This is a genomic window from Ectothiorhodospiraceae bacterium BW-2 (assembly GCA_008375315.1).
GTDB lineage: Bacteria > Pseudomonadota > Gammaproteobacteria > Thiohalomonadales > Thiohalomonadaceae > BW-2.
In genome coordinates this window covers 2,720,888-2,736,957 of sequence record CP032507.1, presented here as the reverse complement: position 1 = coordinate 2,736,957, position 16,070 = coordinate 2,720,888, and the positions used below count along the sequence as shown (strand labels likewise).

Below are 16,070 nucleotides of genomic sequence, written 5' to 3'. Positions count from 1 at the left end.
CAGCTAACTCCTACTGGGCAAATAACATTTTAATGCCGACCACAAACATCAACCCAGCAAAGAGCCACTTCAGCTTATCCGGGGAGATATGTGACAACAACCTCGCCCCCAACATTCCTCCCAAATAGGAGGTGGGGATCATAATCAGCGCGATAGTAAACGGGGTCTCCCACTCAAAAGCACCTATTTTATTGCCATAGATGAGCGATACAACCGCAGCAGTCAATGACGCCCAAAAGACCATCACCGCACTATTAGCAATGGCGTTATGCAGTGCAATGCGAGCATAGTAGCGTTGTAGAGGCACCTCAATAACGCCACCACTAATCCCCAACAGTCCACTGACCAACCCCATCGGTAGCCCCAAAAGACCATTTTTGACCGTAGGCGAAAGCTCACCTGCAGCCGGCGCAGAACGATGCAGCGCATCCTCCAAGGCAGAGTGGTCACCCCGCTTCGATGGCGCTGCGCTGTTGGCGATAACAGTCTCTAACTCCTCATCATCACGCTGCGTCACCTCATGCAGCGTCTTAGCCGCAATAAGCAGCGCAAAGATACCTAGCAGATAGCCAATGACCGTATCGTCCAGTTCAGTCCCGAGTAGCAGCCCTAAGAGCACCCCCGCCACTGCCCAAGGGGTCAACTGCTTCACCTTTGGCCACATAATCAGCCCGGCCGCCTGATTTTTAATTGATGCCGCCCCATAGGTGAAGACATTAGTCACAAAGGCGACCGGACGAATTAGCATCATGCCGTAACCGAAGAAGATAAACATACCACTCACTAGAATGATCCCCCCTCCCATCGTCACCATGCCACCGGTCACCCCAGAGAGAAGCCCTAGCAACCCTAAACCAACCAGCGACTCCAGTGTGTGGCCCGCAACGACAAACCCCGACTGGTGTTCGCTATCGGCAATCGGTGCCGAATCGGCCACTGCTGTCGTCGCAGCCACAGTCACTCCTAGCACTGGCCAAACTGCCGCAGCTTGAGGCGAGGGGATCACAGCGACATCGCTTCCGGTTTTAGGGGGGCTATTTTTTTTTTTAGCCGGCGGCAGATAGCGACTAAACTCAGCAGCGATCACATGGGCGGGAACCGCATACCCACTCACCTGCCCCGCCGCATCAGCGATGGGGAGGTTGATCCCGACCAGTTCGGCACTGCTGTTCACCAGCGCTCCCCCGGTCTGCTCCCAGCTATAGATAGCATCACTCTGAAATAGGCGTGACAGTGGCATCTGCCCTACCCGTAACGCCACGCCACGCTGCTGTAGTACGCCATGAGCGCCGATAATCGTGCTCTGCATTCCCAAGCCAAAGGCGTAGAGTGGCACCCCAGTACCCAGCTCAGCGGTATCGGCTAGAGGCAAAAAGAGAAAGCGATCCTGAGTCTCAAGTTTAAGCATCGCTAGATTATATCCTAGCGTCTGCTTAACGATGGAGGCGTCATAGCGTTTGATGCCGTTTCGAGTCTTGACATCGACCTTAAGAGGAGATTGATTTTGCAGCGGATGGGCGGCGGTTATCAAGTAGCCACTAGGATGAACAAAGACCCCTGAGGCGAGAACCAGCGGCAACTTCTGCTGCCCTACCGGAGTCAAATCGCTGTGAATATGGGCAATCGCTGGTGCCACCGCAGCCTGTAGGGGTTCAAGCTGAGCGACCAGAGTCTGATTATTAACCACAACCTGCATCCCTCCCATGCTCTGCTTCAGGGGCGGGAAGTGGCTAATAGCATAGTTATCGGTCTGAACATCATCCAACGAATATCCCAACAGGTAGAAGGCCCAGAGGGTAGTGGTGACAATAGCCATAATCAGCAGCAGCGCTATTGGCCGCCAACCGCGATGACAGAAGAGAATCGTATTTTCAGCCCGATAGAGGGCGCTATTGCGGCTCATGCCCCACCCTCCGAAGGTAGCCCTCTATCCCGACTCGTCTCATCAATGGATCCATCGCTATGGTGGCGAGTCACCTCATGTGCGGTAAATTTCACCTGCACACTGCCTAAATGGGGTATTCGCGCTGTCAGCCGTTCAACGATTCGCTCACTAATCAGATCAGCACTTTCGACCGTCTCCTCCGCATCGACCTGAATCAATAGGTCAACGCAGACCTCTTGGCCTACCAGACGGGTACGCAGCTCATCCACCTCTTTAACTCCGTCAACGCGCCTCACTAGCGTATGGATTTTGTCACGCACCTCATCCGGCGCACTGCTATCCATTAACCCCTTGTACGACTCACGAAAGACCTCACTGCCCAGATACATCAGGTGGAGCGTCTCAAACACCGCCACTAAAGTGTCGATCCACGGCATATTGAGGTAGTGTGCGCCAATAATCCCCACCGCCACTGCGATTGAGGAGGTCGCATCAGCGTAGTGGTGTTTCGACAGCGTTCGCACCATCGGGCTGTTAATCTCAATCGAGACACAGCGAGTGTAAAAATACATGAAAACATTGACCAAAATGGAGATGAGCGCCACCCATAGCGCAATTAGGTGCGGCGCTTTGTGCTCCCCATCCCCCATCAACACCTGTACCGCATGGACAAACAGAAAGGCCGTCACGGCTAAAAAGACGATACTGATAATCATCGACAAAATAAACTCTATCTTGCCATGGCCATAGGGGTGTTCTCGATCGAGCGGTCGATTCGAGACTTTGAGTCCGACAATCACCAATACGGAGCTGACAACATCCTTAGCCGAGTACATCGCGTCCGCCACCAAGGCTTGGGAACCTGCAATCACACCGACAAAGCCTTTAAGGATTAGCAAGGTTAAATTGACCACCAGACCAATCCAACCCACCATTCCAGCACAGCGGACACACTTGGAATATCTCATAACCCCTTAATTCACCCCAGTCAAAACAACTACAACTGACAACTCATCTCCCCCCTCTACCCGACCCCTAGCGCGGATAACGCCTAGGTAGCTTGTTGTCACCGTCACGGCTTTTGCGCTTACGAGCCGTGATAATGATGCACGAAAACATAGCCACTGCATAGCCGCAGATAAACGAAACCGCGATAATTAGGATCATCGGGATCGCCATCGGTTTGCCCGTTACGACATGAATCTCCGCCTCCTCCATATTTTGCGAGGCAAAGATCAGCAGTACGATGATAACAATCAGTGAAATAAATGCTCGCGCCACAAAAAGTCTCTTAAAATCGCCTTTTTACCACCACAATTGCCCAGCCAGCCCCCCGATAGCCATCACGAAGCTTGACCCGACCTAAAGATCAAGGCGGTTAGTTTACCATTGATTCAGGGAGAAACACTACCTGCTTGCGCTCAAATCGCGACCCGAACGGCGATTTGACAACGCGAAGGTAACTAAATTTGGCAAGGCTTGTCGATTCGGTTATGATCCGTCGCTGTAGCAACTTAACTCGGATAAACCAATCGATAACCCATGGCGATAACTTATGGCGGCGCAATCTACAGATCCAAAACTACAACTGATTAAGATTATTACCTTCATCCTCTGTCTCTCGCCTCTTTACGAGATGATTTGGTATGCTGTCGGCGGCCACTTTGGCGACTACCCCTCGTGGGAGATTATCGGCATTACCGGTGAGGCCGCGTTGGTCTTTCTGCTTATCACCCTCTCGGTTACCCCAATTCGACGCCAATTTGGCTGGAATATCCTGCTTAAACTGCGCAGAATGTTCGGCCTGTTTGCCTTCTTCTACGCCACACTGCACTTTATGGTCTATATTTGGCGTGAAGATAACTTCATTTTGCGCGAGTTCCTGCTCGATACCGTCAAACTGCCCTACATTACCGTAGGTATTCTCGCTTGGCTACTGCTCATTCCGCTAGCGACATCAGCCAACAACGACACCATGAAGAAGCTGGGCAAAAACTGGAAGCGAGTCCACAGCATGATCTACGCTATCACCTTTTTGTCAGTGCTCCACTATCTTTTAGTGCGCACTTGGAATCCAACCGATGTTCTCGGCTATGCTACCATCTTGGTTCTGCTGCTTGCTTACCGCTTCTACCACGCTCGCACGGTAAAAGAGTGGAACTTTTAACCTTAAATCTTCCTTAATAAACCCGCTTAGGAGAGTCCCGTTATGGATCGTGAGTTCATTCAGCAAGCCAGAACCATTCACGAAAAGTGGTTCGACTCCTTTATGCAGTCGATTATCAACCACCAAGGCCAACTCGATCAAAGTGTGGCGATTCGCAGTGAAGAGTGCGATTTAGGTAGATGGTTGAAAGAGGAGGGATTAAAAAAATACCCCCACCTTAATGAGATGAACCAGCTCGACCACGCCCATCGTAACCTCCATCTTCATGTCGAAAAGCTGCTCGATCGCCAACAGCTCTATATGCGCTCCCGCTATGAGTATGGCCAAATCGAACAGGCTAAAGATCGACTCGTTGAGCTGCTAGTCGCTCTTGAGCAGAAGATCTAATAGCGATGCTCATCACCCCGCGCGACTTTATCCCCCACTTTATCGTGGCGATTGTAGTGCTCATTAGCCTCGCCTTTGCCCACCTACTCCTAAGTAAGGAGGAAGATCAATCGATAAGTGAATCACTCACTCGCATCAATAACCCCTTTTTGAACGCGGAGGTCACTTTCCAGCCGGTCGCGGCAACAGCCGCTACTACCGCCGCACTCTCCCAACAAGAGTTGAGCGATCTGCGCTATATGCGAGAGGAGGAGAAACTAGCTCGGGATGTCTATCAACAGCTCTATCAACGGTGGGGTTTATCTATCTTTGCCGCGATTTCGCGCTCTGAACAGATTCACACCGATAGGGTGCTGATGCTATTACAGCGCTACCAAATTCCCGATCCTGCGGCCAATTTAGCCCCAGGCCAGTTTCAGAACCGCCACTTAGCCACCCTCTACCGCGATCTCATTCAGCGGGGAGAGCAATCGACACTGGAGGCGTTGCGTGTCGGCGCACTGATTGAAGAGGTCGATATCGACGATCTCGATAAAGCGATGGCTAACAGCGCCCATCAGGATATTACCCAGGTCTATCACAATATTCAGCAGGGCTCCTACCGCCATCTACAGGGGTTTGTCCACTCGATTGAGCAGTTTGGCCAACGCTACCAAGCGGTGGTGTTACCACAGTCGCGAGTTGATGAGATTGTGCATGCCCCATTCGCGCTCCCTCTGACTCCACCATGGCCACAACAGGGACAAAACAGGCTGCCATAACCGCCCCCTCACAGAGAGTCTCTAGCCAGTTTGCTCGCTCACCACCCCATCCTGACCACGATCATTCTGCTCATTTGCAGTAATGTCTTTATGACCTTCGCTTGGTATGCCCATCTAAAGGAGCTAGGGAGCAAGCCGTGGATTATCGCCGCCTTAATTAGCTGGGGCATCGCTCTGTTTGAGTATCTGCTACAGGTACCGGCCAACCGTATCGGCTATACGGTACTCAGCGTTGCCCAGCTAAAAATTATTCAGGAGGTGATTACCCTTAGCCTCTTTGTCCCTTTCTCGCTCTACTATATGAAAGAGCCCCTTAAGCTCGACTATCTCTGGGCTGGACTCTGTCTGATGGGGGCGGTCTATTTTATGTTTCGGGATCAACTCTAGCACACCGAGCGGCCAAAATAGCCTCCCCCTCTCGGCATAGCGCCGCCAATGCTGAGCTAACCCCCTTAACACTAACTCTCTCACGACGCAACTGCTGCTCCAACTCTCGCGCTAGCGCGGTTAAACGGGGATAGCCAAAGGTTCCGCCTCCTCCCTTAATCGTATGCACCTGCTTATCAGCCTCCTCCCACCTGTTGGCGCTAATCGCCGCCTTAATTGCGCTCAATTTATCCTCTAGGGAGTTGAGAAAGAGCGCCCCAGCTTCGGCCAACATGGCAGCCGCCGCATCATCCCCGCCCTCATCTCGGCGACTCTGGCTCTCCCCACCCTCCTGTTCGCGCGGTTGCAGATGTTCGCTCAAAGCGGCGAACAGGGCTCGGCGCTCAATCGGTTTAGAGAGAAAGCCATCACACCCTGCTGCCAAAAACTGTTGCCGTTGACTCTGCATCACATTGGCTGTGAGGGCGTAGATGGGGGTATCGTTGCCGAGTTGACGCAGCATGGTGGTCGTCTCTATCCCATCCATCACCGGCATCTGCATATCCATCAAAATCATATCGTAGCTACCGCTCATCGCCTTCCCAAATCCCTGTTCACCCTCTTCGGCGCTATCAAACTCAACTCCGATAGAGGTGAGAATGCCTCCTAACAGTAGCCGTATTTCGGGGGTATCATCGACAATTAAGACTCGACCCTGCAAACGAGGCGGTATCAACTCGTCCATCCTCCCTTGACTCCTTTCGACCACTGGCTCATATAGCTCCATCGGCAGCACAAACTGAAAACAGCTCCCCTCCCCCACCACACTGTTCACCTCAATATAGCCCCCCATCAACTTCACCAACTGCTGTGAGATATAGAGCCCCAACCCTGTCCCTCCAAAGCGGCGTGAAATCGAGTTATCGGCCTGCTCAAATGGCCGAAATAGCCGCGCCATCACCTCAGGCGACATCCCTATCCCGGTGTCGATCACCTTAAACGCCACCTCGACTCGGTTATCGACTATCTCGCTATAGCGTAGTGAGAGGGTCACTTCGTTCCCTTTGCTGAACTTAAGGGCATTACCGACTAAGTTAATCAGCACCTGACGCAGACGATTACCATCGCTCACTAGCTGCCAACTCGCCGCCGGGTGGTTCGCATCACTCTGTAGCCTCAGTTGTGTCTGCTCCTGCTGTGCCCGTACCGTAAAGATGGCGATAACATCCTTTAGTAGCTGTTGCAGATTAAAGGGGTTCAGATCGATCGTGAAGTTACCCGACTCAATTTTAGAGAGATCGAGAATATCGTTAATCAGTGAGAGTAGTGAGGTACCTGATATATAGACATTGTGCAGCATCTCGCGTTGCTGTTCGGTTAGCGGCGTCTGCTGTAGCGACTCACTAAAACCGAGAATGGTGGTCAGTGGTGTGCGAAGCTCGTGGCTCATGGTGGCCAGAAACTGGCTTTTAGCAACATTGGCCGCCTCAGCTGCCTGTTTGGCTCGATCTAACTCCACCTCTTTGGCGACCCGTTCACGCTCCCTCTTTAGAGCAAAAAAGAGGTAACCGCAGGTATTGATCAAAGGTTCAATCGGCGTGAGCGACTCCTCATCATACCCCTCTGGGTGATTCCCTAACACAATCGCACCAACTCTTTTGCCACCGCTTTTGATCGGGAGGCCCAAAAAATTGGTCAGGGGGGGGAAACAGTCCGGAAGCGCCGCTTGCTCGTCGATAGAGAGATGGTTATCGATAATCGCACACTCACCAGACTCAGCCACCACTTGTTGCAACAGCCCGCTCAAGGGGAGTCTCTGAGGGCTCTCTTGCTCATCATTGACCGCATAGACTAAGAGCTGCTCCCCCTCTAACCCATCGTTAAACAGTTCGGCGATTAGGCCAAAACGGCTCGAAGTAAGCTGCAACATATCGGGCAGGAGTGCGTTAAAGATAATCTCTGGATTAGGGTTGTAGATAAACATCGACTGCGCCTGATTAATAGTCGCTATCTGCATCTGCTGTCGCTGTAGATGCTGCTCATTGAGTTTATTCTCGGTCACATCGGTACGCACCGCAATATATTGCTCCGGCCTGCCGTTATCATCCAAAATCGGCACGATGGTGGCGTTAACCCAGTAGGGGCTCCCATCTTTAGCACGGTTCTTTATCTCGCCGTGCCAAATCTCCCCGTTCACAATGGTCGTCCAAAGCTGTTGAAAAAATTCGGGGGGGTGTTCGTCCGATTTAACAATACGGTGGTTCTGCCCCATCAGCTCTTCACGACGATAGCCACTGATTTGGCAAAACTTCTCATTCGCATAGACAATATTCCCCGCCACATCGGCAATACTGACGATGGCGTGCTGCTCAAAGGCGTGCTGTAGATAACTTACCCGTTGTAGTGTTGAGGCGAGATAGTCACTACGACTCCCGCTCCGCCGTACCGCCGTCCCCTTGTTGTCCCCCTCTTCGCCGTCACAACTCATCTTCGCTCCTGTTGCTATCACTATCGATAGATAAGATAATAGCAATAATTGAGAGGTTATTTAATCAAAAGGCACTATATCGTCATGAATGAAGAGATTGGCAAAGGAGTTAAGATCGTTTTAGCCGATGATGAGGAGAGCATGCGCTCCTTGCTCGATAACATGCTCCGCAAACTTAGCTGCGAAGTTGCCGATACCGCTAAAGATGGCAGATCAGCGCTCGCCGCTTTTCAAAAGTATCGGCCCGATATCCTGCTACTCGATATCTCCATGCCAGGAGAGATGAGCGGTCTTGATGTCTTAAAAGCGGTGCGAGCAGAGAGCCCAGAGAGCCATGTTGTCATCGTCAGCGGCGAGACTAAAGCCGATCTGGTACGACAAATTATTAGTGCCGGTGCAAACGGTTTTATTGTTAAGCCGTTTTCGTTTGAGCGCCTAATAAAGATGCTGGAAGAGTATCGCAAAAAGCGCCTATCTTCCAAAGCGAACAGTTAACTCTCGCCGCATCTGCTGCTGATGCTGTAGCGTTAACCAAAACAGCGGGATCATATTCAGTAGCAGTGCCACACCGATAATCAGATCGCCTAGCGACCAGATAAATGTCACCGGAAACCAAGGGCCGATAGCGACACAGAGGATAAAGAGCCAGCGGAACTCCGTATCACGCTCAATACGCAAATAGTGGAGACTCCGCTCGGCAAAGTAGGCCCAAGTAACCAAGGTGGTGTAGGCGAAGAAGAGCAGTAGCGTAATCAACACCAGTCGTCCCTCACTGCCAAAGGTAACGGCAAACGACTCCACCGTCAAAAAGGCACCGTTTAGAGCCTGCCAGTCGCCATAAGAGAGCACCACCAACCCGGTCACCGAGCAGATAATCAGCGTATCGATCACCGGCACCTGCCCCGCTAATAGCGCACTACGATGTCGCTGTTCCTGATGAGAGGCCTGCAAAAAGGGCGCTAACCCCAAACCAGAACTATGCGAGAAAACCCCTCGCGCCACACCGAACTGAATCGCAACCAGCACCGAATAACCGGCTACGCCGCCACCAACCGCGTAGGGGGTAAAGGCGTAGGTAAACACCTCGCCCAGCGTATTTAGCGTCAGTAACGGATCGCTAAGCAAAATATAGAGCCCGGCCAATAGGTAGATAGCTACCATCAAGGGGACAATTTGGGTGGTCACAGCGACAATTTTCTGCACACCCCCCAAAATCACGATACCCACCAGCGTGGCCAGGAGCAGACTCACCACCAGATGCGACTCACCCACCTCATTCTCTATCGCATGTGCCACTGAGTTCGACTGGATAAAGGCGCTAAAGAGCCCCTGCACTAGCAGCAGTACCGCAAAGGTCAGCGGTAGCCAAGTACGGCCGCCGCTGAACTTTTCCAGATAGCTCATCGGGGTGGCAAACAGGGGCGAGTCGGGATCTTTAGGTTGATAGTACATCGTCAACCAGACCGAGCACATTCGCATACTCATCCCCACGAGCGCCGAGACCCAGATCCAGAACAGCGCCCCCGGACCACCGAGATGGATAGCGGTACTGACCCCGGCCCAATTACCTACCCCAACGGTAGCGGCTAAAGCCGCCATAAACCCTTTCGATTGTGAAATATGGCGTTGATGCGGGTTATCGCTCGCTGGCAACTGCGATTCGTGGCGGCGCAGATGGAGCAGATCACTAAACGCCAACCCCATATAGCGCCAAGCGGCAAAACCGGTCACGAGCAGAAATAGCACCCCTAGCTCCAGATAGATAAAACTGAGTAGCGGCTGCCATAACCAGCTGGCCAATAGCTCCATAATCGCGCTATCAGCTCCGGTTACGGGGACAATCCTGCCCTGAGGGGGACGACGACTTTAAAGCGTTAATATCGACCCAGACCTCACCCCGATGAGAGCCAGAGCCACAGCCGCCGCCAATTTGAGCGCAACAACCATGACTACAACGGCTAACGCCAGCTCGACTTTGACGCATAAAGCGGCTAAAACGGAGATAGATATAGAGCAAAATGACCACCGCTGCAATCGCCAGCGTCACATAGTCCCAAAAGGTGAGTGGGGTGGGTTCCATCTGTTAATTGCTCCCTCTATCCACCACGATCACTCTGGGAGGGGAGCGGCCCCTGACTCTTCGGCTCCTCCGGCGCACACTCGGCGCACACCCCGCCACACTTTCCCCGACGCAGCAGGGCCTCACTCGCCTGATGATAGAGCGAAACCGTATCGTTAACCCCATATCGGGCACCCACGACGGTATAGCGTCCTAGCTGTTTTATCCAGCCAATCCCCTCTTTGGAGCCGTCAAGCAGCAGATTTTTCAGCCCGGTTGCCAAATCTTCAACCTCAACCTCACGCAACTGACTCTGTTTAGGCGCTTGCTCCTCTCTCCAGCGCGGCGTAATGCGATCTAACTGCGGCTGCACGCGCTGCTCCCAGCTCTGTTTTACTCTCTCCCAGGGGCTATCTTTTTCGCTCGATGACTCAATACTCACACTTAACTCCTTAACAATAGCTAATTGGCTCGAATATGGGGCTGTACCGGCACCGTCGCTGGCTGCTGCCCATTGACAGCGTGACAAGCGATACAGGGGCCACGATCACTGTGGGGACGATTGTTACGCTGAATATCGATAGGATCGATAGCCGGTGGCGGTAAAATAATCAGATCGGGATCGGGCATAGTAAAACGGCCATCGCCGATAGTATGGCAACGGGTGCAGGGGCCGCGATCAGGGTGGGGACGGGGATCGCCTGGCTCAATCATCGGCGCCGACTCCATCTGCGCCATGCCCACCTCTTTGCGTGCCCGCAAAATGAAGATATGGCGATTCATAATAAATCGATCACCATTTTGCAACTCGCTCTTGCGTAACACGGTCACCGCGACATGGTTTCGCTGACGATACTGATAGGTCAGGTGCTTAAAATCCTCTAAAGAGAGAACCCGTTCCCCCTCAATCGCAATAATAATATCGCCCCCCAACATCCCCGATAGCGCAGCATTTAGGGTCACTTCATTAATAATCACCCCTTTTAGCCCTTTAGGGTAGAGCAATTTTTGCCGTAGCTCGGCATCAAGCAGCATCACATCCATCCCCTGCCAGTGCCCCTCATAGAGGGCGATATCCCGCGCCATAAAGATACCGCTGCCGGGGGGGGCGATATTGACGATCTCCTGATTGGTCGGATGGAGCCGTACCCCCTGACCATTACCAGCGCCCCCATTCGCCGGACCATCTTCATCGGCAAAGAGCGAGTGGGCTAGCAGTAGCAGCAGAGCTACCCCGAGCCTGCCGATAGGATAGCGATAGTGACGGCTTAATCCCATAGACTACTGCGCAAAGAACATCGTTAACGCAATCATTACCATAATCAAAGCGAAGAGCCAACGCTGAATCTCACGCGGGATCCCTCCAAACCAGCGCACGCCCAGCAGCGCCCCGGCATAGGTAGAGGGGATTAAGATCATCGCCAGCGTTAGCGGCGTCTGCCAAGAGAAGGCACCAATACTGCTGCCATAGCTAAAAGAGACCAAAGCGGCAACTAAGGAGGCGACAAAGACCATCACTACCGTATTAGCGACCGCATTCTCTTTGGCCAGCCCCTCGTGACGGCGCTGGTAGTGCTCTTCGGTAATGCCGCCACCGACACTCAGGATACCGGTCAGCAGCCCCATCGGCCCCCCCATAATAGCGTGATCTAGCCAAGTACCTCGCTGTTGCTGCTCCCGCTCTGTGGTCAGACCGGAGCTATTGATAAACTGTTCGAGCTTCGCCTCACGACTGCTGTCTGGCAGCTCAACTACCGGCTGCTGAGGGGGGCAGCGATTGTAGGTATCGTAGAGCGCGAGGGCGGCCAACACCAGCGCAAACCCCCCTAACATAATCCCGACCACATGATCAAACAGGTGGTGCCCGATAAAGAAGCCGATAACCACGCCAAACAGAATCCACGGCAGCAGCGGTAGCAGTCGCTCCCGCATCACCAGTCCTCGCTTCCAGTAGTGGTGCGCCGAAATACCATAGGTAAAGAGATTAACCACATAGATAGCCGGACGAATCATATAGAGGCCATAACCGAATAGCATCATCATGCCGGTCACTACCAGCAGACTCCCACCCATCGGCATCAACGCCCCTAACATACCGCCGGCAACGCCGAGCAGAGAGAGGGCAAACATGGCATCAAGTTTATAACCCCAAAGCTCAAAGCTGCTCTCCTGCTCCAGATCCAGCAGAGTGACCTCATCGCCTGCCGAGCCGATATGGTTAACTTGGGCATTTTTATCGACCTGCTTACTATCAGCAGCTGCCACATTCATCGCCGCTAAGTCGGGATTGAGCGCCCGATTGAGTAGCTGCTCCGGTGCCGCCTCCTGTTCTCGTGCCTGTTGCCACCAAGCAGCCGCGACCCCGTTAGTATCCGCTTGAGGTAGCGCAGGATCAACCTTCGACTGCACCGGTCGGTTGAGGCCATGAAAGGTCAACACATCACTAAAGTGAGCCACAATCACATGAGAGGGAATCGTATAACCTGCCAATCCCTCCCCCTGCTGCACGACAATATTCACTCCAGCTAGACGCGCCTTCTCGGTAACCATCGGCCCACCAGAGTGCTGAGCTACAAAGGGGACTGTGGTGGTTAATAGATGAGAGATAGTCTGCCGCCCCACCGTTAAGCTAACGCCATGCTGCTGTAGCACACCGGAGCGCGCCATGACTACTCCATTAGCGCTCTTACCGAAAGCGTGTAGCTGGGTATTGGCCGTCAGTTGAGTCGTATCCGCCAGTTTAAGAAACAGAAACTTATCATTGGTGACAATTTTTAACAGCGCCAAATCGTGGGTTTTGTGGGTTTTCACCACCTCGGTCTTATAGCGTTTAACCCCATCTGCCGCCTGTACCAATACCCCTATCCGAGCGATCTTATCGATAGAGTGGGCGGTGGTAAGGATAAACCCCTCCGGATGGACAATCACCCCCGAAGCGAGTGGCATATTAGGGGTATCTTGGCGCACCAGCGTCACCACCGCCGGCGTGACCAGCGCCTGTAGCGACATCGACGAACGGTTGGCCATATTGACCATTCCCCCCATCCCCCCATCGACCATATTGATGGAGTAGTCCTCTATATTGTACTCCTCAAGATAGTGGGCCAGAATAAAGAAGGCCCAAAAAAAGGTGAGCAGCACGGCAGCGGCAAGCAGAAAGGCGATTAGCTGCCAGCGCTTTTCACAAAAGATGAGTCGATTAGGGGCTAGTAGCGAGTGGGAATCCATGCGGTCTGACCCAAATAGGGGTTACAGTGACAGCCCTTTTCGAGTCGCCTCATCGGCACTGCTAGCCACAATATGATCGAGCTGATCCATATCGCCCTTAAAGAAGCGACTCTCGATCTGCTCCATGGAGCGATCCCAAAGATATTTAGCCCCGATAGCCGTCACTGCCGCAATGCCAAGCGAAGCGCCAAGCCCCACCCCGGCAGCACCGACACTAACGGCACTCACAACAGTCGCCACGCCAGCGCCTGCGGCCTCTTTAGAGGTATCCACCACCGCTTCAACCGGTGTTACCAAGCCATCACGACTATCTTTAATATTCTTAGCCGCAGCACCCGCGCCTCCCACCAGCGCACCAAAAACACCAATACCACTGGTGCTTGAAGCCAAATAGGTTGCTAAATTCATTACTATACTCCTGAAAAAATCACAAAATCGCAGTAGAGCCAAGCTATACCACCGTTACTGCCCCTCATCATACAACAGCAGAGGGGCAAGCGTCATCGGCCAGCACAAAAAAATTGCTATCCATTTAAAGCTAATGACACGCCTCCTCGCTACAGATAGAGTCCGCCAATAACACTAATCGAGAGCGCCAGCAGATAGGCGATCCCCATCGACATCCCCACCGAGAAGAGCGTCCAGCGCAGTGAGGCTGTTTCGCGATAGAGAATCGCCAAAGTCGCAAAACAGGGCATATAGAGCAGCACAAAGACCATAAAAGCGATAGCTGATACCGGATCCATCGACTGGGCAATCGACTCCCTTAACCCCTCATCGGATTCGGTGACCTCTCCCCCCTTCGCATTAAGCACCCCAAAGGTAGCGACAATCACCTCTTTGGCGACAAAGCCGGTTAACAGTGCTATCGAGGCGTTAAGATCAAAACCTAGTGGTGCAAAAATCGGCTCAACGACCCGACCTATCTGGCCTAAATAGCGGTTGTGATAGATCTCCGCCTGCTGCTGCTGCTGCAGCGTGTTAATCTGCTGTTCGATAGCTTCACTCGCCGACTGACTCTGTAGCTGAACAATTTGCGCCTCATAATCCTGACTTAACGGGACATTTTGGGGGAAGGTCTCTAAAAACCAGATAATCACCGAGCCGATAACGATAATCCCCCCCACCTTTTTCAGAAACTCCAGCGCATTCGAGCCCATGTGGATCATAATGGATTGATAGGTCGGCTTACGGTAGGGGGGGAGCTCCATCAGTAGTGGGGCGCTATTCGCCCCCTTCACCACCGTTTTACTTAACACAACCGCCACCAGCAACGCCAATACAATACTGGCACTATAGAGCCCGAACAGCACCACACCGGCATTTTCGGTAAAAAAGGCGCTACTAAAGAGGATAAAGACCGGCAGCCTTGCCGAACAGCTCATAAAGGGGGTGACCAGCATCGCCACCAGCCTATCTTTACGATTTTCAATCGTTCGGGTGGCCATAATCGCCGGTACATTACAGCCAAATCCGGTAATCATCGGAATAAAGGCTTTACCGTGGAGTCCGAAGCTGTGCATCACTCTATCGATAAGAAACGCCGAACGAGCCAGATAGCCCGACTCACTTAAAAAGGCGATAAAGAAGAACAGAATCACGATATTAGGCAAAAAGATAATCGTCCCACCGACACCGGCCAAAATCCCATCGACCATCATATCTCTAAAGAGACTTTCTGGCAGGATGGCACCGACGCCAGCACTCACCCAACCGACCAACGCATCGATCCACTCCATCGGGTAGGTGCCGAGAGTAAATGTCGCCTCAAACATCACCCACATCACAAAAAAGAACAGCGGCAGCCCCAAGTAGCGGTGCAGCAGTACCGAATCGATCACCCGCGTGACATCGATCCGATTTAGGGCAACATCCAGATCGAGCTCGCTGACCTCTTTCAATAGTCCGTTCACAAAGCCGTAGCGGCCATCATTGAGCATAATTTCGGCATCTTCGCCGTGCTGCTCCTCCAGTAGCTGCCGCTCATTAGCCACCATGGCCATTAACTCACGATGCTCCTGCTCCTGCTTTAGCAGGGTGTTATCCCCCTCCAGCAGCTTAATCGCCAGCCAGCGCGACTGAGAGCTATCCATCACATTAGGGTGGAGACGAGCGATAGCGGCATCGATACGCTCAATCGCCTCCTCCAGATGATCATCGTAGCCAATTTTGACGCTGCCGCCGCGACACGCCTCCACGCTACAGTTTTGACAACCGGCATCGGCGCAACTCGTTAGCGCATTGAGCAGCGTCTCGATACCATCACCGGTACGCCCCTCAATCTCTACCACCGGCCCGTTGAGAATCTTAGTCATCGCCGTCGTATCGATACGCACCCCTTTATGGGCCGCCTCCGATTTAAGATTCAGAGCGTAGATACGGGGAATACCCATCTCAATGAGTTGGGAGGTGAGCAGCAGATTGCGCTCCATATTACCCATATCGATAACATTGAGAATCAGATCAAGCGGCTCTTCGAACAGAAACTGGCGCGCGGCTAGCTCCTCATCGGTACGGCAGCTTAGAGAGTTAATTCCCGGTAGATCAATCAGCTCTATATCCCAACCTTGATACTGAATATGGCGCGATTCGATATTAACAGTCACTCGGGGGTAGTTACCGGTCGAAGCTGAGGCACCGGTCAGCCGATTAAAAAGGGTGGTGCGTCCGGTATTAGGGTTGCCGACCATCGCAACCCGTAGCGTTCCCTTAGTCGTACTGCTCTCCAT

16 protein-coding genes are annotated in these 16,070 nt (G+C 52.8%); 5 read left to right on the top strand and 11 right to left on the bottom strand.

All coding sequences use genetic code 11. The features are described 5' to 3' along the window. Positions 1–10: 10 nt before the first annotated feature. The 3 genes from D5085_13140 to D5085_13130 all read right to left on the bottom strand — a co-directional run bounded on the left by D5085_13140 (position 11) and on the right by D5085_13130 (position 3,166). Complete coding sequence (locus tag D5085_13140; GenBank protein QEP43980.1) at positions 11–1,903, bottom strand: hypothetical protein; 1,893 nt, start codon at positions 1,901–1,903, stop codon at positions 11–13. Next, positions 1,900–2,853, bottom strand: a complete 954-nt coding sequence (mamM, locus tag D5085_13135) for a magnetosome biogenesis CDF transporter MamM (GenBank protein ID QEP43979.1) — start codon at positions 2,851–2,853, stop codon at positions 1,900–1,902. Before mamM ends, D5085_13140 begins: the two co-directional genes overlap by 4 nt. 67 nt (positions 2,854–2,920) lie before the next feature. After that, positions 2,921–3,166 carry a hypothetical protein gene (locus D5085_13130; GenBank protein QEP43978.1) on the bottom strand — a complete coding sequence of 82 codons (246 nt, stop codon included), beginning with the start codon at positions 3,164–3,166 and terminating at the stop codon, positions 2,921–2,923. A 274-nt stretch (positions 3,167–3,440) separates the two neighbouring features. On the opposite strand from D5085_13130, the gene D5085_13125 reads away from it, so the two are divergent. The 4 genes from D5085_13125 to D5085_13110 all read left to right on the top strand — a co-directional run bounded on the left by D5085_13125 (position 3,441) and on the right by D5085_13110 (position 5,587). Beyond that, positions 3,441–4,052: a sulfoxide reductase heme-binding subunit YedZ gene (locus tag D5085_13125; protein ID QEP43977.1), complete on the top strand. Its 612-nt coding sequence runs from the start codon at positions 3,441–3,443 to the stop codon at positions 4,050–4,052. Positions 4,053–4,094: 42 nt separating this feature from the next. Further along, positions 4,095–4,439 (top strand): hypothetical protein, encoded by a 345-nt coding sequence (locus tag D5085_13120; protein QEP43976.1) that lies wholly within the window; start codon positions 4,095–4,097, stop codon positions 4,437–4,439. 5 nt (positions 4,440–4,444) lie between these two features. Beyond that, the gene (locus D5085_13115) at positions 4,445–5,200 is read left to right on the top strand and encodes a DUF2202 domain-containing protein (protein ID QEP43975.1); all 756 of its coding nucleotides are present in this window, start codon (positions 4,445–4,447) and stop codon (positions 5,198–5,200) included. 90 nt (positions 5,201–5,290) lie between these two features. Further along, on the top strand, positions 5,291–5,587 hold the full coding sequence (locus D5085_13110) for a hypothetical protein (GenBank protein QEP45159.1): 297 nt from the start codon (positions 5,291–5,293) through the stop codon (positions 5,585–5,587). Here the strand turns inward: D5085_13110 and D5085_13105 are convergent. Next, positions 5,565–8,054, bottom strand: coding sequence for a response regulator (locus tag D5085_13105; GenBank protein ID QEP43974.1), 2,490 nt, complete (start codon positions 8,052–8,054; stop codon positions 5,565–5,567). The two genes, D5085_13110 and D5085_13105, sit on opposite strands and share 23 nt — an antisense overlap. Before the next feature lie 84 nt (positions 8,055–8,138). On the opposite strand from D5085_13105, the gene D5085_13100 reads away from it, so the two are divergent. Continuing rightward, positions 8,139–8,549 carry a response regulator gene (locus tag D5085_13100; protein ID QEP43973.1) on the top strand — a complete coding sequence of 137 codons (411 nt, stop codon included), beginning with the start codon at positions 8,139–8,141 and terminating at the stop codon, positions 8,547–8,549. Here D5085_13100 and D5085_13095 read toward each other — a convergent pair. From D5085_13095 to feoB, 7 genes are all read right to left on the bottom strand, one after another. After that, complete coding sequence (locus tag D5085_13095) at positions 8,526–9,863, bottom strand: sodium:alanine symporter family protein (GenBank protein QEP43972.1); 1,338 nt, start codon at positions 9,861–9,863, stop codon at positions 8,526–8,528. The genes D5085_13100 and D5085_13095 overlap by 24 nt on opposite strands. 10 nt (positions 9,864–9,873) lie before the next feature. Further along, the gene (locus tag D5085_13090) at positions 9,874–10,134 is read right to left on the bottom strand and encodes a hypothetical protein (GenBank protein QEP43971.1); all 261 of its coding nucleotides are present in this window, start codon (positions 10,132–10,134) and stop codon (positions 9,874–9,876) included. Between the two features lie 16 nt (positions 10,135–10,150). Then, the gene (locus D5085_13085) at positions 10,151–10,555 is read right to left on the bottom strand and encodes a hypothetical protein (GenBank protein QEP43970.1); all 405 of its coding nucleotides are present in this window, start codon (positions 10,553–10,555) and stop codon (positions 10,151–10,153) included. A gap of 20 nt (positions 10,556–10,575) precedes the next feature. Continuing rightward, positions 10,576–11,391, bottom strand: coding sequence for a PDZ domain-containing protein (locus tag D5085_13080; GenBank protein ID QEP43969.1), 816 nt, complete (start codon positions 11,389–11,391; stop codon positions 10,576–10,578). Positions 11,392–11,394: 3 nt separating this feature from the next. Further along, entirely contained in the window at positions 11,395–13,341 is a 1,947-nt protein-coding gene (locus D5085_13075) for a hypothetical protein (protein ID QEP43968.1), read from the bottom strand. A 21-nt stretch (positions 13,342–13,362) separates the two neighbouring features. Further along, entirely contained in the window at positions 13,363–13,749 is a 387-nt protein-coding gene (locus D5085_13070; GenBank protein ID QEP43967.1) for a magnetic particle protein, read from the bottom strand. A gap of 149 nt (positions 13,750–13,898) precedes the next feature. Beyond that, the gene (gene feoB / locus D5085_13065; GenBank protein QEP43966.1) at positions 13,899–16,070 is read right to left on the bottom strand and encodes a ferrous iron transport protein B; all 2,172 of its coding nucleotides are present in this window, start codon (positions 16,068–16,070) and stop codon (positions 13,899–13,901) included.